The sequence below is a fragment of the Nocardioides pymetrozini genome (genome assembly GCF_046058985.1).
GTDB lineage: Bacteria > Actinomycetota > Actinomycetes > Propionibacteriales > Nocardioidaceae > Nocardioides.
The window spans coordinates 2270606-2290174 of sequence record NZ_CP175556.1 but is presented as its reverse complement, the minus strand read 5'-3'; the positions used below and the strand labels follow the sequence as shown (position 1 = coordinate 2290174).

Below are 19569 nucleotides of genomic sequence, written 5' to 3'. Positions count from 1 at the left end.
ATGAAGAAGATCGGCTTCCTCTCCTTCGGGCACTGGACGCCCAGCCCGCAGTCCCAGACCCGGTCCGCGGCCGACACCCTGCTCCAGTCGATCGACCTCGCGGTGGCCGCGGAGGAGCTCGGCGCGGACGGTGCGTACTTCCGGGTGCACCACTTCGCCCGGCAGCTCGCCAGCCCGTTCCCGCTGCTGGCGGCCATCGGCGCGCGGACCAGCCGGATCGAGATCGGCACGGGCGTCATCGACATGCGCTACGAGAACCCCCTGTACATGGTCGAGGACGCCGGCGCGGCCGACCTGATCGCGGGCGGCCGCCTGCAGCTCGGCATCTCCCGCGGCTCACCGGAGCAGGTGGTCGACGGCTGGCGCCACTTCGGCTATGCCCCCGCCGAGGGCGAGACCGAGGCCGACATGGCCCGCCGGCACACCGAGGTTCTCCTCGAGCTGCTCCGCGGCGAGGGGTTCGCGCAGCCGAACCCCCGGCCCATGTTCCCCAACCCGCCGGGGCTGCTCCGTCTCGAGCCGCACTCCGAGGGTCTGAGGGAGCGGATCTGGTGGGGCGCCGCCTCGAACGGCACCGCGCGGTGGGCGGCCGGGCTCGGCATGAACCTGATGAGCTCCACGCTCAAGGAGGACGAGAGCGGGCAGCCCTTCCACGTCCAGCAGGCCGAGCAGATCCGCGCGTTCCGCGCGGCGTGGGCCGAGGCGGGCCACCGACGCGAGCCCCGCGTCTCGGTCAGCCGGTCGATCTTCCCGCTCGTCTCCGACGAGGACCGCGCCTACTTCGGTGGCCGTCCCGACGACGACCAGATCGGGGTGATCGACGACATGCGCGCGATCTTCGGTCGGTCGTACGCCGCCGAGCCCGACCGGCTCGTCGAGCAGCTGCGTGGCGACGAGGGGATCGCCGAGGCCGACACCCTCCTGCTGACCGTTCCCAACCAGCTGGGTGTGGACTACAACGCCCACGTCCTCGAGGCGATCCTCACCCAGGTGGCGCCGGCGCTGGGGTGGCGCTGACTGGCCTGACCTGCGCGAGGAACTGCCGGATCGTGTCGCGGCTGCGGGTCAGGCACGAGATCCGGCTCTCCAGGCCGACCAGCTCCTCGGCGAGGAGCGCGGCGACCTCGGCGGAGCAGGTGGCCTGCTCGCGAGCACACGCGGCCTCGGCCTCGAGGAGCACCTTGACCAACCGCGTGGGGATCCCGGCCTGGACCAGGCCGGCGATCCGCTCGACCCGCTCGACGTGGGCCTCGCCGTAGGTGCGATAGCCGTTGGGCAGCCGGTCCGCGCTCAGCAGCCCCTGCTGCTCGTAGTAGCGGATCAGCCGGGCCGCGACGCCGGTCCGCTCGGCCAGCTCGCCGATCCTCACCGGGGCCTCCTCGCACAGTCCCTCATGTGTCCTGCCTCACCTTCGCGCCTCCAGTGCTTGACATTGACATCAGTGTCAGACTCTAGCGTCGAAGCATGGCTTTGACGACCCCCACCACCCGGCCCGGCCCGGCTGGTCCCAGCACCGACGCGCGGCTGCCCTGGCCCGTCCTCCTCGTCCTCGGCGGCGCGACGCTGGTCATGGTGACCGGTGAGATGCTGCCCACCGCGGTGCTCGGCCCGATGAGCCGCGGGCTCGGGGTCTCCGAGGCCGCGGCCGGGCTGCTCGTCAGCATCTGGGCGGGCGTCGTGGTGGTCGCGAGCATCCCTCTGGTCCGGCTCACCCGGCGCCTGCCGCGCCGCGCCGTGATCGCCGGCAGCCTGGTGGTCTTCGCCGTCGCTGCGGCGGCGAGCGGCCTCGCCCCCTCGTACGCCGTCGTTCTGGTCGCGCGCACGCTGGGTGCGGCGGCCGTCGGGCTGCTCTGGTCCACGGTGAACGCGCACGTCGCCGACCTCGTCCCGGACCGGCTGCTCGGGCGTGCGACGTCGGTCGTCCTCGGCGGCGCCACGCTCGGGATGGTGCTCGGCACCCCGCTGGCACGCCTGGTCGCCGACCTCGTCGGCTGGCGCGCGTCGTTCGGCATGCTCGCGGTCGCCAGCGTGCTGGCCGCGGTCCTGGTGCTGCGGGTCGTCCCGCCCGCCGCGGCCGGCGGCGTCGAGGAGGCCGGTGGGTCCGGCGCCAGCGGCTCCCTGCGCGCGATGGTCGTCGTGACCGGTCTGGTGGCGCTGGTGCTGGTCGGCCACTACGGCGCCTACACCTTCATCACCCGGCTCGCCGGGCCGCCGGCGCTCGCGCTGCTCGTGTTCGGTCTCGCCTCCGCGGTCGGCGTGCTCCTGGCCGGCCGGGTGGACCGCACCGCGCTCGGCCTGGTGGTCACCGCCGCGGGGACCGCCGCCGCGATCCTGGCCGTCGGCAGCAACGGCCACCTGGCGCTGGTCGTCCTCTGGGGCGTCACGTCGGGTGCCCTCCCGCCGCTCGCCCAGACCCTCATCCTGCGCCTGGCCGGCCCGGCGCACCGCAGCCTGGCCGGCGCGCTGATCCCCGTGCTCTTCAACGGCGGCATAGCGGTCGGCGCCGCGGCCGCCTCCGGCATCGTCGCGGCGTACGGCGTCGGCGGGCTCGGAGTGCCTGCCGCGGTCCTGGTGCTGCTGGCCGCTGCCGGACTGGTCGCCGCCACCGGCGTGACAGGCCGGCCGAGAACGTGACGCCGGTAGGTTGGCCCGGTGGAGACCTGGCAGCGCCGCTCGACCCGGATCGCCTACGAGAACCCGTGGATCCGGGTCCGTGAGGACGAGGTGACCCGGCCTGACGGCACGGACGGCATCTACGGCGTCGTCGAGGTGCGCCAGCCGGCGGTGTTCGTCGTACCGGTCACCGAGGACGACGAGGTCGTGCTGGTCGAGGTCGACCGGTACACGACCGGCGACCGCGCGTCCCTCGAGGTGCCGGCCGGGGGCGCCGACGGGGAGGATCCGCTCGTCGCCGCGCAGCGCGAGCTGCGGGAGGAGACGGGCCTGGCCGCCGCGGACTGGCAGGAGATCGGCCGGATGAGCGCACTGATCGGCGTCGCGGACGCCCCCGAGGTCGTCTTCCTCGCCCGCGGGCTGACCCATGTCGGGGACGACGCCATGCTCGAGGACGGGATCGCCGCCGTCCACCGCATCCCCTTCGACGACCTGCTCGCTCGCGTCGGGCGGGGGGAGATCGCCGACGGCGAGACCCTGGCCTGCCTGCTCCTCGCGCTCGTCGCGCTGGGCCGCGTCGGCTGAGGCCCGGGCTCGGCGCGGTTGGGTACTGTCGCGCCATGGCGTCGCCGGCGGTGGAGATCGAGGTCGAGGGCCGGGTCGTCCGGGTGAGCAACCCCGAGCGCGTGTACTTCCCGGAGATCGGGGCGACCAAGCTCGACCTGGTGGAGTACTACCTCGCGGTCGGCGACGGGATCGTGAACGCACTGTGGGAGCGCCCGTGCATGCTGCACCGCTTCCCGAAGGGCCTCGCGGGCGACAAGGTGCACCAGAAGCGGCTGCCCGCCGGTGCGCCGCCCTGGGTGGAGACGGTGCAGCTGTACTTCCCGCGCTGGCAGCGCACCGCGGACGAGCTGTGCGTGACCGAGCTGGCGTCGGTGATCTGGGCGGTGCAGATGTCGACGGTCGAGTTCCACCCCTGGAACAGCCGGCGGGGCGCCACCGAGCAGCCCGACGAGTGGCGCATCGACCTGGACCCCGGCCCGGCCGCGTCCTACGACGACATCCGCAGGGTCGCCCACGTCGCCCACGAGGTGCTCGACGAGCTCGGCGCGGTGGGCTATCCCAAGACCAGCGGCAGCAAGGGCCTGCACGTCTACGTCCGGATCCGCCCGGAGCACGACCACAAGGGGGTGCGCCGGGGCGCGCTCGCGTTCGCGCGCGAGGTCGAGCGGCGCGCCCCCGAGCTCGTCACCACCGCGTGGTGGAAGAAGGACCGCGATCCCGCGGCCGTGTTCGTGGACTACAACCAGAACGCCCGCGACCACACCATCGCCGCGGCCTACTCGGTGCGCGGCCTGCCCGACGCCCGGGTCTCGACACCGGTGCGCTGGGACGAGATCGACGACGCCGACCCGCGCGATCTCACCATCCGCACCGTGCCCGCCCGCTTCGCCGAGCTCGGGGACCTGCACCACGACATCGACGACCACGTCTTCGACCTCGCGCCGCTGCTGGAGTGGGCGGAGCGCGACGAGGCCGAGGGCTCGTCCGAGCCGCCGGAGCCGGAGTAGCCGCCCGCCCCTAGACTGGCGCCCCGTGGGCCACATCCAGATCACCCCGTCGATCCTCAACTCCGACTTCGCCCGGCTCGGTGAGGAGGTGGCCCGGATCCCCGGCGCGGACTGGGTCCACGTCGACGTGATGGACAACCACTTCGTTCCCAACCTGACCTTCGGCCCGGGCATGGTGGAGGCACTGGCCCGGGTCAGCCCGGTGCCCCTGGACGCCCATCTCATGATCGAGGACGCCGACCGCAACGCACCGGCGTACGTCGAGGCGGGCTGCGGCTCGGTCACCTTCCACGTCGAGGCGGCCAAGGCGCCCGTCCGCCTCGCGCGCGAGATCCGCGCCGCGGGCGCTCGGGCCTCGATGGCGCTCAAGCCGGCCACGCCGATCGAGCCCTACGAGGACCTGCTGCCCGAGCTCGACATGGTGCTGGTCATGACGGTCGAGCCCGGCTTCGGGGGGCAGCGCTTCCTGGAACTGTGCCTGCCCAAGATCCGACGGGCGCGGGCGCTGATGGACAAGCACGGCGTCGAGACCTGGCTCCAGGTCGACGGCGGGGTCTCCTTGGAGACCATCGAGCGCTGCGCCGAGGCCGGCGCCGACGTCTTCGTGGCGGGCTCGGCGGTGTACTCGGCCGAGGACCCCGACCAGATGGTGGCCGCGCTGCGGGCGAGGGCCGAGGGCGCCCGGGGCTGACCCCCGGCCCCGCGCCGCCGCGCGGTCAGCCCTCGAGCGCGGCGTCCAGCGTGATCGGAACCGCCGAGAGGGCCTTGCTCACCGGGCAGCCCACCTTCGCGGCGCCCGCGACGGTGTCGAACGCGGCGGCGTCGAGCCCCTCGACCTCGGCGCGCACGGTGAGCACGATGCCCGTGATCTGGAAGCCGCCGGCCGGGTCGGGGCCGAGCGTGACGTCGGCGGACACGTCGAGCGCGACCGGCGTGCCACCGGCCTTGGCGATCTCGTTCGACAGCGACATGGCATAGCAGGCCGAGTGCGCGGCGCCGATCAGCTCCTCCGGGCTGGTGGTGCCGTCGGCGTCGTCGGCGGCGCGCTTGGGGAAGGACACGTCGAAGGTGCCGGCGCCCGAGGACGTCAGCTCGACCTGTCCGGAGCCGTCCTGGAGGCCGCCGTTCCAGGCGGTGCGACCGGTGCGAGTGGGCATGGGTGGTCCTTTCGTCGGGGGACGCGCCCAACCTAGTCGGGGCGCCTAGGGGAGCGACAGCACGCAGTCCGCGAGGACGGGGGAGCCGTCCCGGTCGCCGCCGGCGACCGTCGCCGACGCGACCACCGAGCTCCCCTCCCGCCAGCCCGCCACCCGGATCGTCTCGCCGGGGAAGACCACCCCGGCGAACCGCGCGGTGAACCCGGCGACAGCGCGAGCGTCGCCGCCGAGCAGGCCGTCGGTGAGCTCGCGCAGCACGATCCCGTAGGAGCACAGCCCGTGCAGGATCGGGGCCGGGAAGCCGGCGGCCTTGGCGAAGCCCGGGTCGGCGTGCAGCGGGTTGCGGTCGCCGCACAGGCGGTAGAGCAGCGCCTGCTGCGGGGTGACGGCGTACGTCGACACGTGGTCCGGCTCGCGGTCGGGCACCTCGACAGCCGTGGCCGAGCCGCGCTCGCCGCCCCAGCCGCCCTCGCCGCGGACGAAGATCGACGAGCGCACCCGCCACAGCTCCTCGCCCGTGCCGTCGTCCCCGGCGGTCGCGACGCCCTCCTGCCAGATCACGGCCGCCTTGCCCTTGTCCCACACGTCGGTGAGTGTGGTCCGCACCGTCGCCGTACCGGACGTCGGCAGCGGTCCGGAGACCGTGATCGACTGCGAGCCGTGGACCACCTGGGCGAGGTTGATGTCGCAGCCGGGCAGGTCGAGCGGAGGCGGGTCGGTCTCGTGGAAGGTCGGGGCGACGACGCCGAACGAGGGCAGCACCTGCAGCGCCGCGTCGTCGAGGGTGTAGCGCAGCGCCTCCGGTGCGACGTTGTCGCCCGGCCGGGAGCCCGCGCCGATCCCGAGGTGGTAGAGCAGGACGTCGGACTCGGTCCAGGAGAAGGTGCGCGCGCCGAGGTCGGCCCCGATCGCGACGGTGGGGTCGATGGGCATCAGGCGGCTCCGTCCTGGGCGATGTCCTCAGCGGCCAGGTAGCCGAACACCAGGGCCGGCCCGATGGTGCCGCCCGGTCCCGGGTAGGTGTGTCCCATCACGGCGGAGGAGACGTTGCCCGCGGCGTACAGGCCCGCGATGACCGAGCCGTCCTCGCGCAGGACCCGGGCGCGCTCGTCGGTGACCAGGCCCCCCTTGGTGCCCAGGTCGCCCGGCACGATCTTCACGGCGTAGAACGGTCCCTTGGCGATCGGGGCGAGCGACGGGTTCGGCTTCACCGTCGGGTCGGAGTAGTACTTGTCGTAGGCCGACTCGCCGCGGTGGAAGTCCTCGTCGACGCCGGAGCGAGCGAAGGCGTTGAACCGCTCGACGGTCGCGTCGAGGGAGCCCGCCGGGAGCCCCACCTTCTCGGCGAGCTCGCTGAGCGTGTCGGCGCGCGTGACCACGCCCTCCTTGTACCAGCGACCGGGGAAGGGCTGCCGCCCCGCCACGCCCGCGAAGAGGTAGCGGTTGCGGTAGGTCTGGTCGAAGACCATGTACGACGGCACATGGCTCACGCCGGTGGCCTCCCCGGCGTAGATGGCGTGGGTCGCCTCGACGTAGGGCAGCGCCTCGTTCATGAACCTCCGCCCGGCGGAGTTGACGATGATCGAGCCCGGCAGGTTGCGCTCGGCGAGGCAGAACCAGGCTCGGCCGGGCAGGGGGATGGTCGGACCCCACCAGGCGTCGTCGAGGAGGTCGGTCGCGGCCCCCGCGGCCGTGCCCGCGAGGAGGCCCGCCCCGGTGTTCGACGCCGCACCCGTGGACCAGGCGGCCGACGTCGGCTGCGGGAGGAACTTCTCCCGGAGCTCCTGGCTGTGCTCGAAGCCGCCCGAGCCGAGGATCACGCCGCGACGCGCGCGGATCTCACGGCGCGCGCCGTCCTGCTCGACGACCACGCCGACGACGCGTCCGTCCTCGACGAGCAGGTCGAGGAGCGCGGTGTCGTAGGCGACGGGGACGCCGGCGTCGACGAGGCCCTTGCGCAGGCCGATCGCGATCGCGTTGCCCATCGCGAACATCCGCTTGCCGGTGACGACGGCGAGCAGCCGCTTCAGCATCACCTTGAGCATGGTGAGGGGGCCCCGGAGCGTGCGCAGCCCGAGGCTGAGCTTGCGGAAGTCGGCCTGGGTCACGATCAGGTTGGCCGGCGCCTTCGTGTACGGCGGGTGCAGCCGCGCCAGCTCGTCGCCGAGGAAGCGGGCATCCAGGGGGACCGGCTCGACGCTGCGCCCGCGAGGCCGCCCGCCCGGCTGCTCGGGCAGGTAGTCGGCGTACTCGGGGACCCAGGTGAAGCGCAGCGGCGTGGTCTCCCGCAGGAAGTCCAGCACCTCGGGACCGCGGTCGAGATAGGTGTCGCGGCGTACCTTCGGCACGACATCGCCCACGATGGCGTCGAGATAGGTCTTGGCCGCCTCGCGGTCCCCGGGCTCCACCTGACCGGCCGCGGCCAGCGCATAGTTGCCGGGGATCCACACCCCGCCGCCCGAGCGGGCGGTGGAGCCGCCGAAGTGCCCGCTCTTCTCGACCAGGACGGTGTCGAGCCCCCGATGGGCGGCGGCGAGCGCGGCGGACATGCCGGCACCGCCGGCGCCGACCACGACGACGTCGTAGGAGTCCTTCATGGGCAAAACTGTAACAGGTTCTAGTGCCGGCTCGGGTGCCCCGGCCGGGCGCGGGCCGACCGATGGGTGGACGCCTGGCCCCGTGCGGGTTTGACAGGGGCCGTCCCGGGGCAGTTCGGTTGCGGAACCATCCGTCTCACTCCATCTTGGGGGAATACATGAAGAAGATGAACGCGGTCGGCATCGCCCTGGCGGCGACCCTGACCGTCGGCGTCTCCGCGCCGGCCTTCGCCGCCGACTTCGTCGGCACCGCGAAGAAGAACAAGATCGTCGGCACCGCCGACGCCGACCAGATCCTGGGTCTGGGCGGGAAGGACAAGCTCTGGGGCGCCGACGGAGACGACCGCATCGAGGGCGGGGCGGGCAACGACCGCCTCTACGGCGGCAACGGCAACGACGAGCTGGTCGGCGGCGAGGGCAAGGACAAGGTCTTCGGCGAGGCCGGCGGCGACCGCATCTACACCGGTCCCGGCAACGACAAGATCAACACCGGCGACGGTGTCGACTACGTCGACGCCGCCGACGGCAACGACAAGGTGCGCGCCGGCAACGGCGACCCGGCTCAGACCGACTCCTACCGGGGTGGCTACTACGGTGCCGACCTCAACGGCGGCGCCGGCAACGACAAGCTCACCGGTGGTACCGGCAACGACTACCTCTTCGGTGGCGACGGCAACGACAAGCTCAAGGGCGGCCTCGGCCACGACACCCTCTACGGGACGACCGGCAAGGACAAGGCCAAGGGCGGCGACGGCGACGACCGCTTCTACGAGTCCAACGGCGAGGGCGACGTCCTCAAGGGCGGCCTCGGCAACGACTCCTTCGGCTACTCCGGCTCGGACGGCCTGCTGAAGGGCCTGCTCAAGGCCATCGGCGGCGCCGGCGACGACACCTTCTACCTCGACCGCAGCGAGCTGGACGAGAAGTCGAAGATCAAGCCGGGTGCCGGCAACGACACCGTGTACGTGAAGAACCCCGTCAAGGGCACCAAGATCGTCTGCGGCTCCGGGGTGGACACGGTCTACTTCAACATCGCCGCGAAGAAGATCAAGGCCAAGGGCTGCGAGAACGTGGTCTACGGTCCGGACGCCTTCCACTGGGGCCCCGAGGGCTCGGTGGAGGTCGGCTGGCGGCCCACCGCCGGCTGACGTCTCGGCACGTCTGAGCGGGGCGTCGGACCTTCGGGTCCGGCGCCCCGTTCGCGTCTCTCGGCCCTCTCGGCCCGGCGGCTTGCCGGAAAAGTAGAACCTGTTCTAATCTTGGGGGAGCACACACTGTCGCAGACACAGGAGCTCCCATGAACACCGACTTCGCCCCCGAGGTGAGCGCCGTCCTCGACGGCGTGCGCGACCTCCTCCCGACCCTTCGCGAGCGGGCCGAGGAGGGCGAGCGGCTCCGGGTGATCCCGGACGCCTCGATCAAGGAGCTCGAGGAGACCGGCTTCTTCCGCCTGCTCCAGCCGAAGCGGTACGGCGGCCTCGAGGCCGACCCCGTCGCGTTCTACACCGCCGTGCGTGACATCGCCTCGGCCGACGGCTCCACCGGCTGGGTGTCCAGCGTCGTGGGCGTGCACCCGTGGCAGGTCGCCCTGTTCGCCGACGAGGCGCAGCAGGCGGTGTGGGGGGACGACCAGAGCGTGCGCCTGTCGTCGTCGTACGCCCCGACCGGCAAGGCCGTCATCACGGAGGGTGGCTTCACGCTGTCCGGCAAGTGGAGCTTCTCGTCCGGCTCCGACCACTGCGCGTGGGTGCTGCTGGGCGGTCTGGTGTTCAACGAGGACGGCCAGGTCGTCGACTTCCGCACCTTCCTGGTCCCCCGGGAGAAGTACCAGGTCGTCGACGTCTGGAACGTCGTCGGACTGCGCGGCACGGGCTCCAACGACATCGTGGTGGAGGAGACCTTCATCCCGGAGGAGTTCACCCTCTCCATGGGGGAGACCGGGCAGTGCAAGGGACCCGGACAGGCGGTCAACACCAGCGAGCTCTACCGGCTGCCGTTCCACTCGATCTTCACCTCGACCATCGCCACCCCCATCATCGGCATGGCCCGCGGTGCCTACGCCGAGCACGTCGAGATGCAGCAGAAGCGGGTCCGCGCGGCCTATCTCGGGGAGAAGGCGTCCCTCGACCCCTTCGCGGCGGTGCGGATCGCGCGCGCCTCCTCGGAGATCGACGCCGCCTGGGCGCTGCTGGTCAACAACATCCGCGAGGAGCAGGCGCACGTCGCCCGGGGGGAGCAGATCCCGCTCGAGCTGCGCCTGCGGGTCCGGCGCGACCAGGTGCTCGGCACGGCCCGCGCCATCGAGGCGATCGACACCCTCTTCGAGGCCTCGGGCGGCCGCGCCCTCGCCGAGGGCACCTACCTCCAGCGGGCCTGGCGCGACGCCCACGCCGGCCGGGTGCACGCCGCGAACGACCCGGAGCGGGCGCTGCAGATGTACGGCGGCCAGCAGTTCGGCCACAAGGTCGACCCGGGGATGTACTGATGGCCGGCGACGCGCGTCTCGGCCGGGAGGAGACCCGTCGCTCGGCCAAGGCCGGCGACATCACCCTGAACTACTACGAGGCCGGCCCCGAGGGCGGGTCCTCGGTCGGCGGCGGCCTGCCGTTCGTGCTCCTGCACGGCGGCGGTCCCGGCGCCTCGGCGTGGAGCAACTTCGGCTCGGCGCTGCCGCGCTTCGCCGCGACCTTCCGGACCCTGCTGGTCGACCAGCCCGGCTTCGGCGCCTCGGACAAGCCCGAGGTGAGGGCGAACTACTTCCGCCACTCCGCGTCGTACCTCGTCAAGCTGCTCGACGAGCTGCAGATCGAGCGGGTGCACCTGCTCGGCAACTCGCTGGGCGGCGGGACGGCCATGCGGTTCGCGCTGGAGTACCCGGACCGGGTCGGCCGCCTGGTGCTGATGGGCCCCGGCGGCCTGTCGGTGAACCTCTTCCACGCGGACCCGACCGAGGGCGTCCAGCGGCTGATGGACTTCAGCATGAGTCCCAGTCGCGAGGCGCTGCGCGCCTTCATCTCCACGATGGTCGTCGACCAGTCCCTGGTCACCGACGAGCTGGTCGAGGAGCGCTTCGCCGACGCCACGGCGCCCGGGTCGCTCGAGGCGATGCGGTCGATGGGTGCGTCGTTCTGGAATCCCGAGTGGGCCGAGGACGGCATGCTCTGGCGCGAGGCGCACCGGCTGCGCAAGCACACGCTGCTGACCTGGGGCCGCGAGGACCGGGTGAACCCGCTCGACGGCGCGCTGGTCGCCCTCAAGCAGATCCCCAGGGCGCAGCTCCACGTCTTCCCCAACTGCGGGCACTGGGCCCAGATCGAGGCGGCTGAGGAGTTCGCCGAGATCTGCACCGCCTTCCTGGCCCGCCACAAGGAGCGTTCATGACGATCGACATCAAGTCCATGGGCTACATCCGGGTCGCGAGCACCGACCTGGACGCCTGGAAGACCTTCGCGGGCAAGGTGCTCGGCCTCGCCGAGGGGCGGGGGCCGAACCCCGCCCACCAGTACTGGCGCATCGACGAGGTCTCGGCCCGCATCGTGGTGTTCCCGGCCGAGGTCGACCAGCTCGACTGCACCGGCTGGGAGGTCGCCGACCACCAGGCCCTGCAGGCGGCCCGCGAGCACCTGCAGAAGGCGGGCGTGGAGTTCGAGGAGGGGGTGCGGGAGGAGCTCGACGAGCGCCGCGTGCAGGAGCTGATCCGCTTCCGCGACCCCTGGGACAACGTCTTCGAGCTCTTCCACGGCATCACCTACGAGGCGCGCCCGGTCGTGACGCCGTACGCCGCGACGTTCGTCACCGGCGAGCAGGGGATGGGCCACATCGTGGTCCCGGTCCTCGACGACGTCGAGGCGCTGCGCTTCTACACCGAGGTGCTCGGCTTCCGGCTGCGCGACTCGATGAGCATGCCGGGCGAGTTCGTCGGCAAGGAGCCGGGCAGCAAGGTCTGGCTGCGCTTCCTCGGCGTCAACCCCCGCCACCACTCCCTGGCGTTCCTGCCGATGCCCAACCCGGCCAAGTGCGTCCACGTGATGCTGGAGGTCGACAAGCTCGACCACGTCGGCCGCGCCCTCGAACGGGTCCGCAAGCACGGCGCTCCGCTCTCGGCGACGCTGGGCCGGCACATGAACGACGAGATGATCTCCTTCTACGTGCGCTCGCCGGGCGGCTTCGACGTGGAGTTCGGCACCGAGGGCATGACCGTCGACGACGCCCGCTGGGTGGCGCGGGAGTCCACGGCCGTCTCGTACTGGGGTCACGACTTCGGCGGCGGACGCTGACGGGGACGAGACGATGGCGACCTCGTCCGAGACGACCACTAGCGTGGGGGGCGTGTCGGCAGACAACCAGGACCCGCGCCGCGGCGACATCCCCGAGGGCATCAGCGCGGACGCGCGTGAGACCTGGCCGCATCCGGAGCTGATCCAGTCCTGGCTCGGCGACGCCGAGGTGGACTTCGAGCTGCGCCCCGGCGAGGAGGTCGCGGTCCACGACGACCCGCAGGCCCAGGCCGCGGCCCGCCGCTTCCGCGACGTGCTCGGCTGCTTCGCCTCCGGGATCACCGTGGTCACCACGATGAGCGGCGACGAGCCGGTCGGCATGACCTGCCAGTCCTTCGCGAGCGTCTCGCTGGACCCGCCGCTGGTCACCTTCATCCCCGCGCGCTCGTCGCGTGCCTGGCCGCTGATCCAGCGCTCCGGCCGCTTCTGCGTCAACATCCTCGCCGCCGACCAGGAGCACGTCTCGGCACAGATGGCGACCAAGGGGGCCGACAAGTTCGCGGGCATCGGGTGGTCGCCCGCGCGTGCGACCGGGTCGCCCGTCATCGACGGCACCCTGGCCCACCTCGACTGCACCATCCACGCCGTCTACGAGGGGGGCGACCACTACATCGTGGTCGGCCGGGTCGAGCATCTCGAGCAGCACGCCGCGGACGCGCGCGTCGTCGAGCCGCTGCTCTACTTCCAGGGGCGCTACCGCACCACCGACTCGTGACCTGGGCCGAGCCCGGACGTTGAGACCGTCGAGACAGGTCGACCGGTTCGGGGGGATCGATGAGGATGCTCAGGGCGTGGGGCGGTGTCGTCCTCGTCGCCGCCCTGCTCGGCTGGCCGGCCGACGCGGCGACGGCGACCACCGCGGACCCGCCGCGCCCCGGCCCCGATCTCGGCGCGGTCGTCGAGACGCTGAGCAACCCCGGCGGGAGCGGCTACTGGACCCGACGACGGATGCGCGCCGCCGTGCCCCTCGAGCTCGACGCGTCCGGCCGCAAGATCGCGGCGGACGACCTCGCCGGGCGCGGCGCATCGGCAGCGAGCGCCCAGGCCTCGCCCGGCCTGCGCAGCACCGGCAAGCTGTTCTTCCGCGACCCTGCAGACGGCAAGGGCTACGTGTGCTCCGCCGCCTCGGTCAACACGCCGGAGCGCAATCTCATCGTCACCGCCGGGCACTGCGTGTTCAGCACCCACGACGGCTGCGTGCTGTTCTGCCGGCCACGGCACTACTTCACCGACTTCGCCTTCGTGCCGGCCTACGACCGCGGGCTCGCGCCGTACGGGCGCTGGTCGGGCGTGCGAGCGATCACGCAGCAGGCCTGGATCCAGGACGAGGCGGACGGACACGACCAGGCCTTCGTGGCGCTCGCCCCCCAGGGCGGCGCGAACCTGGTCGACGTCGTGGGCGGCAACGGGCTCGCCTGGAACTACCCGCTCCGCGAGGACGGCGTGCGGGTGGTGGGCTGGCCCGCCCAGGCGCCGTACGACGGTGAGACCCGCCAGGAGTGCGTCGGCTCCACGACCCCGGCCCAGCAGAGCGGCGACGCGCAGATCGCCTGCCCGATGACCGGCGGCGCGAGCGGCGGGCCGTGGTTCCTCCGGATGGCGAGCGCCGACACCGGGTTCGTGTTCGCGGTGACCTCGCGGCGCACCCTGTCGGGGCCGCCGCTGCTGCTGGCAATGCCCTTCGACGCGAGCATCGAGCCGCTCCTGGCCGCGGCCCGGACCGCTGCGCGTCCGGTGAGCGCCCGCCCGGACGGCGCCCGGCCCGTCGCGTCCGGCTCCGTCGACAGTCGGCGCGCGAAGCCGCGCAGGCAGCGCCTCCGGCTGTCCGCCACCGCAGCCTCGGTGGGCTTCGGCGAGTCCTACCAGCTCGTCGCCCGGACCCGGCGGGTGCGCCGGGTCGTGCTGCAGGTGCGGGACTCCCCGGGCGCTGGCTGGCAGCGGGTCGCCCGGGCGCGGGTCCGGGGTGGCTCGGCGGTCTTCGCCCAGGCCCCGCCGCCCGGCACGCGCTGGTACCGCGTCAAGGTCCGGAAGGGCCGCGCGCACAGCAGGCCCGTCGCGGTGACCGTCGGCCCCTGCCCGCTGCCGCTGGACCGCTCGCCGAGCGTGGTGAGCGCGACGCGCTGCACCAGTCCGCTGGGCTGACCCGCGCCGAGCGCGGCCCCGCTCACAGGTCGATCGCCGCCCGGTGCCGGTGCGGCGCGCCGAACAGCTGCCCGAGGGCGTGGGCCCGCTTGAAGACCAGGTGGGCGTCGTGCTCCCAGGTGATCGCGATGCCGCCGTGCAGCTGGACGCACTCGCTGGCGGCCAGGGCGGCCGTCTCCACGGCGTACGACGTCGCGGCATGGGTCAGGAAGCCCGCCTCGGCCGGCTCGGTCGCCGGGTCGGCGAGGGCGTAGGACGCCGCCCAGCTCGCCGAGCGGGACATCTCGACCCGGGCCAGCAGGTCGGCCATCCGGTGCTTGAGCGCCTGGAAGGAGCCGATCGGCCGACCGAACTGCACGCGCTCCTTCAGGTAGGCGAGCGTCATCTGGAGCGCCCGCTCGGACAGGCCGACGGCGAGCGCGGCGACGGCGGCGGCGCCGACGAGCTCGGCGCGCGCGCGGGCGGCAGAGCCGTCCCCGACGACGGTGAGCTCGGCGCCGGCCAGGTCGAGCCGGGCCAGCCGGATGCTCTGGTCCATCGACTCCGTCCAGGCCGCGCCCGCCCCGGTGACCTGGACCAGGTCGTCTCCCCGGACCGCGAGCACCACGGCGGCCCGGTCGCCGTCGAGCACCGGACCGTCGTCGAGGGCGATCGTGCCGATCTCACCGGCCGCGAGGCGCGGGAGCAGGTGCGCCTTGGCCTCGGCGGTGCCGCCGGCCAGCAGCGCCTCGATGGCGACCGTCGTTGCCAGCAACGGGGTGGGTGCGAGCGAGCGGCCCAGCTCCTCGAGGACGATCGCCGTCTCGAGGAAGCTCGCCCCGACGCCGTCGTACTCCTCCGGAACGGCGAGTGCGGCGACGCCGATCTGCTCGCACAGGGTCGCCCACAGCGCCTCGTCGTGGCCGGTCTCCGAGGTGGAGGCGGCCCGCACGGCGGCGGAGTCGGCCCGCCGGTCGAGCAGCGCGCGGACGGTTGTCGCGAGCTCGGCCTGCTCCTCGCTGAGCGCGAACCTCATCATGCGCTCCGCAGCGTGTCGAGGATCCGCGCGCGGTGGTACGCCGGCGTTCCCCAGGCCGTCACCAGCGCCCGGATCCGGGTGAGCCAGACGCTGAGGTCGAACTCCTGGGTGTAGCCGATCGCGCCATGCACCTGCAGGCCCGTGCGCGAGGCGAGGTAGGCCGCGTCGGCGCAGGCGACCTTGGCGGCCGAGACCGCCCGGGGCGTCGGGTCGAGCGCCGCGCCGAACAGGAGCGGGCGGGCGAAGTCGAGGGCGATCCGCACGTCGGCCAGCTTGTGCTTGATCGCCTGGTAGGAGCCGATCTCGCGTCCGAACTGCCGGCGCTGCTTCACGTAGGTGACCGCGTCGGCCAGCACCCGCTCACCGGCCCCGAGGAGCTCGGCCGCCGTGGCGAGCACGGCCAGGTCGAACGCGGCGTCGAGGTCCGCGGCGGTGGCGGGTCCCCCCACGCTCACCTCGAAGAGCCGGCGCGAGCGGTCGACGGAGAGCAGCCGGTCGCCGACCACGGCCTCGTGGAGCCCGTCCGGCCCGGCGACGTACACGCGGTCGGCGACGTCCGCGTCGAGGGCGTGGGGGACGTGCGGCGGCACGGCTACCGTGGCGATGCCCTCCACCTCGCCGCCGAGCGCGACGGGCAGGTACGCCGCGGCCTCGACCCAGGGCCCGGGGACGGCGTGCCGGCCGAGCGCCTCGAAGGCGACGCACAGCTCGACGGGGGTGGCCTCGGTGGCGAGCATGCTCAGGCCCTGTTCGCCCAGGCGCTCCCACAGCCGCCGCCCCGCGGCGTGCTCGCCCGCGGCCCACGCGCGGGCCGCGGCGACGGTGTCGGATGCCGCGAGCTGGGCGTCGAGCGCCGTCGCGAAGTCCTGCTGGTCGGTGGTGAGCTCGAACCTCACTTGGAAGCTCCCTTGGGCTCGCGGGGCAGGCCGAGGATCCGCTCGGCGACGATATTGCGCTGGATCTCGTTGGTGCCGGCGTAGATGGGGCCGGACAGCGAGAACGTGTAGCCGTCGAGCCAGCTCGACTCGAGCTCGGCGTCCGGGCCGAGGAGGTCGAGCGCGGTCTCGTGCAGGGCCACGTCGAGCTCGCTCCACCAGACCTTGTTGACCGAGCCGGCGGCTCCCACGTCGCCGCCGTCGCGCAGCCGGGTGACGGTGCCCCAGGTGTAGAGCCGGTAGGCCTCGGCGCGCAGCCAGGCGTCGACGACGCGGTCGGCGAGCCGTGGGTCGGGGTGCTCGTCGTACAGGGCGAGCAGGCGGTCGGCGGCGGCCGTGAACCGCCCGGGCGAGCGCAGGGACAGGCCGCGCTCGTTGCCGGCCGTGCTCATCGCGACGCGCCACCCGTCGCCGGGCGCGCCGAGCACGTCGCTGTCCGGGACGAAGACGTCGTCGAAGAACACCTCGGCGAAGCCCTCCTCGCCGTCGAGCTGGGCGATCGGGCGGACGGTGACGCCCGCGGCGTCGAGCGGGAAGAGGAAGTAGGTCAGGCCGGCGTGCTTCTGCGCCTCGGGGTCGCTGCGGAAGAGACCGAAGCCCCAGTGGGCGAGCGCCGCGCGCGAGCACCAGATCTTCTGGCCGTTGAGCACCCAGCCGCCGCGCTCGTCGTCGCGACGGGCGGTGGACTTCAAGGACGCCAGGTCGGAGCCGGCCTCCGGCTCGCTCCAGCACTGGGCCCAGATCCGCTCGCCGGTCGCCATCGTGGGGAGGAAGCGGTCCTGCTGCTCCCGGGTCCCGTGCTCGAAGATGATCGGGGCGAGCAGGAAGATCCCGTTCTGCGAGACGCGCAGCGGGGCGCCGGCGCGGTAGTACTCCTCCTCGAAGACGACCCACTCCACGAGCGAAGCCTCGCGCCCGTGGTACTCCCGCGGCCACGACACGACCGACCAGCGGTCGGCGGAGAGCTTCGCCTCCCAGGCCTGGTGCAGGACGAAGCCCTCGGGGGTGTCCAGCGAGGGGAGCGGCTCGGCCGGCACGTTCGCCGCCAGCCAGGCCCGGGCCTCGGCCTGGAAGGCCAGCTCGGACTCGCTCAGTTCGAGATCCATGTCAGTTCGTGCTTCCTCGTCGGCGCTGCGTCGTCGTGACTGAAATGTAGGCGCGGGCGCTGCCCGAACCAAGCATTTGCTTGGTAGAGTACCAGCCATGAACCTCACCGAGGGGCCGGAGGACCGCGCGTTCCGTGCCGAGATCCGGCAGTGGCTGGGCGACCACCTGGTCGGCGAGTGGGCGCAGCTGCGGGGCCTCGGCGGTCCGGGCCGCGAGCACGAGGCGCACGACGAGCGCCTGGCGTGGAACCGCCACCTGGCCGAGCACGGCTGGACCGCGGTCGGCTGGCCGACCGAGCACGGCGGCCGCGGGCTCTCGCTGTGGCAGCAGGTGATCTTCCACGAGGAGTACGCCCGGTCGAACGCGCCCGCGGGCGTGAACCATCTGGGCGAGCAGCTGCTCGGTCCCACCCTCATCGCGTTCGGGACGCCGGAGCAGCAGCGCCGGTTCCTGCCCGAGATCGTCGGCGTGCGGGAGCTGTGGGCGCAGGGCTACTCCGAGCCCGGCGCCGGCTCCGACCTGGCGAACGTGCAGACCCGGGCCCGGCTCGAGGCGGGGCCGAGCGGGGAGCCGGAGTGGGTGATCGACGGCCAGAAGGTCTGGACCTCACTGGCGCACCTGTCCGACTGGTGCTTCGTCGTGGCGCGCACCGAGGCCGGGTCCTCACGCCACCACGGACTGTCCTTCCTCCTCGTGCCCCTGCGCCAGGACGGCGTCGAGGTCCGCCCCATCGAGCAGCTCACCGGAGGCTCGGAGTTCAACGAGGTCTTCTTCACCGGAGCGCGCACCGCCGCCGACCTCGTCGTCGGCGAGCCGGGACGTGGCTGGGGTGTCGCGATGGGCCTGCTCGGCTTCGAGCGCGGCGTGTCGACCCTGGGCCAGACGGTCGGCTTCGCGCGCGAGCTGGAGAGCGTCGTCGCGCGGGCCAAGGAGAACGGATCCATCGACGACCCGGTGGTCCGGGACCGGCTGGCGGCCCTGAAGGCCGAGCTCGCCGTCATCCGCAGCTTCGCGCTGCGCGCGCTGGCGCTCGTCGAGGGCGGTCAGGACTCGGCGGCCGGCGGGGGAGCGGGCTCGATCTTCAAGCTGGCGTGGGCCACCTGGCACCGCACCCTCGGCGAGGTCGCGATGGACGTGGCCGGGCGTGACGGCCTGCTCACGCGCGGCGGCGATGCGCCGTACGACCTCGACGAGCACCAGCGCCTCTTCCTCTTCTCGCGAGCCGACACCATCTACGGCGGCAGCGACGAGATCCAGCGAAATATCCTGGCCGAGAAGGTCCTCGGCCTTCCGCGCGAACCCAAGGGAGCCTGAACCCGATGACTGCGATGCGACCCGAGCAGCCCACCCCCGACTACGTCCCGGGCCACGACCTCCTCGCCGGGAAGGTGGTCGTCGTGACCGCCGCGGCCGGCGCGGGCATCGGCGCCGCCGTCGTACGCCGGGCGCTCGAGGAGGGCGCGAAGGCAGTGGTCTTCAGCGACACCCACGAGCGCCGGCTGAAGGAGGCCGAGGACGCCTTGGCCGCGGAGTTCGGGGCGGAGCGGGTCCGCCAGCTGGTCTGCGACGTGACGAAGGAGGAGGACGTCCACGCCCTCCTTGACGCGGCCGAGGAGTTCGGCGGCGTGGACGTGATGATCAACAACGCCGGCCTCGGGGGCACGGACTCGATCCTCGAGGTGACCGACGAGACCTGGAACCGGGTCATCGACATCACCCTGACCGGCACCATGCGCGCCACCCGCGCGGTCGGCCGGCGCTTCGTCGCCGCGGGCAAGCGGGGCGTGATCGTCAACAATGCCTCCGTCATCGGCTGGCGTGCCCAGGAGGGCCAGGCCCACTACGCCGCCGCGAAGGCCGGGGTGATGGCGCTGACCCGGTGCTCGGCCCTCGACCTGGCCCCCCACGGCATCCGCGTCAACGCGGTCTCGCCCAGCCTGGCCATGCACCCCTTCCTGGAGAAGGTGACCTCGCCCGAGCTGCTGGTCGAGCTCAAGCAGCGCGAGGCCTTCGGCCGTGCCGCCGCCCCCTGGGAGGTGGCCAACGTGATGGTCTTCCTCGCCAGCGACTACGCGTCGTACCTGACCGGCGAGGTCGTCTCGGTGAGCAGCCAGCACGCCTGACCCGTCTCTTCCTCCGATCCCTCTGA

General features: G+C 72.9%; 20 protein-coding genes. 13 read left to right on the top strand and 7 right to left on the bottom strand.

The features are described 5' to 3' along the window. On the top strand, positions 1 to 1017 hold the full coding sequence (locus ACJ5H2_RS11240; RefSeq protein WP_408895471.1) for an LLM class flavin-dependent oxidoreductase: 1017 nt from the start codon (positions 1 to 3) through the stop codon (positions 1015 to 1017). On the opposite strand, the gene ACJ5H2_RS11235 is transcribed toward ACJ5H2_RS11240, so the two are convergent. Further along, a complete protein-coding gene (locus ACJ5H2_RS11235; RefSeq protein WP_408895470.1) occupies positions 983 to 1369 on the bottom strand; it encodes a MerR family transcriptional regulator in 387 nt (128 codons plus the stop codon). The genes ACJ5H2_RS11240 and ACJ5H2_RS11235 overlap by 35 nt on opposite strands. Before the next feature lie 95 nt (positions 1370 to 1464). Here ACJ5H2_RS11235 and ACJ5H2_RS11230 point away from each other — a divergent pair, with 95 nt between their 5' ends. Genes ACJ5H2_RS11230 through rpe form a run of 4 tightly spaced genes read left to right on the top strand, consistent with a single transcriptional unit; the run spans position 1465 to position 4878 of the window. Beyond that, complete coding sequence (locus ACJ5H2_RS11230; protein ID WP_408895469.1) at positions 1465 to 2634, top strand: MFS transporter; 1170 nt, start codon at positions 1465 to 1467, stop codon at positions 2632 to 2634. A gap of 18 nt (positions 2635 to 2652) precedes the next feature. Then, positions 2653 to 3198: an NUDIX domain-containing protein gene (locus tag ACJ5H2_RS11225; RefSeq protein ID WP_408895468.1), complete on the top strand. Its 546-nt coding sequence runs from the start codon at positions 2653 to 2655 to the stop codon at positions 3196 to 3198. Between the two features lie 35 nt (positions 3199 to 3233). Beyond that, complete coding sequence (ligD, locus tag ACJ5H2_RS11220) at positions 3234 to 4187, top strand: non-homologous end-joining DNA ligase (RefSeq protein ID WP_408895467.1); 954 nt, start codon at positions 3234 to 3236, stop codon at positions 4185 to 4187. Positions 4188 to 4212: 25 nt separating this feature from the next. Continuing rightward, complete coding sequence (gene rpe / locus ACJ5H2_RS11215) at positions 4213 to 4878, top strand: ribulose-phosphate 3-epimerase (RefSeq protein ID WP_408895466.1); 666 nt, start codon at positions 4213 to 4215, stop codon at positions 4876 to 4878. Between the two features lie 25 nt (positions 4879 to 4903). Here rpe and ACJ5H2_RS11210 read toward each other — a convergent pair whose 3' ends face one another. From ACJ5H2_RS11210 to kstD, 3 genes are read right to left on the bottom strand one after another with little or no spacing between them, the layout of a single operon-like run. Then, entirely contained in the window at positions 4904 to 5344 is a 441-nt protein-coding gene (locus tag ACJ5H2_RS11210; RefSeq protein WP_408895465.1) for an OsmC family peroxiredoxin, read from the bottom strand. 45 nt (positions 5345 to 5389) lie between these two features. Continuing rightward, entirely contained in the window at positions 5390 to 6277 is an 888-nt protein-coding gene (locus ACJ5H2_RS11205) for a MaoC/PaaZ C-terminal domain-containing protein (RefSeq protein ID WP_408895464.1), read from the bottom strand. Beyond that, positions 6277 to 7941 carry a 3-oxosteroid 1-dehydrogenase gene (gene kstD / locus ACJ5H2_RS11200; RefSeq protein WP_408895463.1) on the bottom strand — a complete coding sequence of 555 codons (1665 nt, stop codon included), beginning with the start codon at positions 7939 to 7941 and terminating at the stop codon, positions 6277 to 6279. The genes ACJ5H2_RS11205 and kstD overlap by 1 nt, the downstream gene beginning before the upstream one ends. 158 nt (positions 7942 to 8099) lie before the next feature. Here kstD and ACJ5H2_RS11195 point away from each other — a divergent pair, with 158 nt between their 5' ends. The 6 genes from ACJ5H2_RS11195 to ACJ5H2_RS11170 all read left to right on the top strand — a co-directional run bounded on the left by ACJ5H2_RS11195 (position 8100) and on the right by ACJ5H2_RS11170 (position 14360). Beyond that, positions 8100 to 9089: a calcium-binding protein gene (locus ACJ5H2_RS11195; protein ID WP_408895462.1), complete on the top strand. Its 990-nt coding sequence runs from the start codon at positions 8100 to 8102 to the stop codon at positions 9087 to 9089. Positions 9090 to 9238: 149 nt separating this feature from the next. Next, a complete protein-coding gene (gene hsaA, locus ACJ5H2_RS11190; RefSeq protein ID WP_408895461.1) occupies positions 9239 to 10426 on the top strand; it encodes a 3-hydroxy-9,10-secoandrosta-1,3,5(10)-triene-9,17-dione monooxygenase oxygenase subunit in 1188 nt (395 codons plus the stop codon). Then, entirely contained in the window at positions 10426 to 11322 is an 897-nt protein-coding gene (gene hsaD / locus ACJ5H2_RS11185) for a 4,5:9,10-diseco-3-hydroxy-5,9,17-trioxoandrosta-1(10),2-diene-4-oate hydrolase (RefSeq protein WP_408895460.1), read from the top strand. The genes hsaA and hsaD overlap by 1 nt, the downstream gene beginning before the upstream one ends. After that, on the top strand, positions 11319 to 12218 hold the full coding sequence (hsaC, locus tag ACJ5H2_RS11180; protein ID WP_408895459.1) for an iron-dependent extradiol dioxygenase HsaC: 900 nt from the start codon (positions 11319 to 11321) through the stop codon (positions 12216 to 12218). Before hsaD ends, hsaC begins: the two co-directional genes overlap by 4 nt. Positions 12219 to 12270: 52 nt before the next feature. Then, entirely contained in the window at positions 12271 to 12933 is a 663-nt protein-coding gene (locus ACJ5H2_RS11175; RefSeq protein WP_408895458.1) for a flavin reductase family protein, read from the top strand. Between the two features lie 59 nt (positions 12934 to 12992). Then, entirely contained in the window at positions 12993 to 14360 is a 1368-nt protein-coding gene (locus ACJ5H2_RS11170; RefSeq protein ID WP_408895457.1) for a trypsin-like serine peptidase, read from the top strand. Positions 14361 to 14382: 22 nt separating this feature from the next. On the opposite strand, the gene ACJ5H2_RS11165 is transcribed toward ACJ5H2_RS11170, so the two are convergent. Genes ACJ5H2_RS11165 through ACJ5H2_RS11155 form a run of 3 tightly spaced genes read right to left on the bottom strand, consistent with a single transcriptional unit; the run spans position 14383 to position 17419 of the window. Further along, entirely contained in the window at positions 14383 to 15375 is a 993-nt protein-coding gene (locus ACJ5H2_RS11165; RefSeq protein ID WP_408895456.1) for an acyl-CoA dehydrogenase family protein, read from the bottom strand. Further along, complete coding sequence (locus ACJ5H2_RS11160; protein WP_408895455.1) at positions 15375 to 16274, bottom strand: acyl-CoA dehydrogenase family protein; 900 nt, start codon at positions 16272 to 16274, stop codon at positions 15375 to 15377. The genes ACJ5H2_RS11165 and ACJ5H2_RS11160 overlap by 1 nt, the downstream gene beginning before the upstream one ends. Further along, positions 16271 to 17419: an acyl-CoA dehydrogenase family protein gene (locus ACJ5H2_RS11155; protein WP_408895454.1), complete on the bottom strand. Its 1149-nt coding sequence runs from the start codon at positions 17417 to 17419 to the stop codon at positions 16271 to 16273. Before ACJ5H2_RS11155 ends, ACJ5H2_RS11160 begins: the two co-directional genes overlap by 4 nt. A 97-nt stretch (positions 17420 to 17516) precedes the next feature. On the opposite strand from ACJ5H2_RS11155, the gene ACJ5H2_RS11150 reads away from it, so the two are divergent. Together ACJ5H2_RS11150 and ACJ5H2_RS11145 are read left to right on the top strand one after the other, a co-directional pair. Beyond that, positions 17517 to 18734: an acyl-CoA dehydrogenase family protein gene (locus ACJ5H2_RS11150; RefSeq protein ID WP_408895453.1), complete on the top strand. Its 1218-nt coding sequence runs from the start codon at positions 17517 to 17519 to the stop codon at positions 18732 to 18734. A gap of 5 nt (positions 18735 to 18739) precedes the next feature. Then, on the top strand, positions 18740 to 19543 hold the full coding sequence (locus tag ACJ5H2_RS11145) for an SDR family oxidoreductase (protein ID WP_408895452.1): 804 nt from the start codon (positions 18740 to 18742) through the stop codon (positions 19541 to 19543). Positions 19544 to 19569 lie beyond the last annotated feature (26 nt).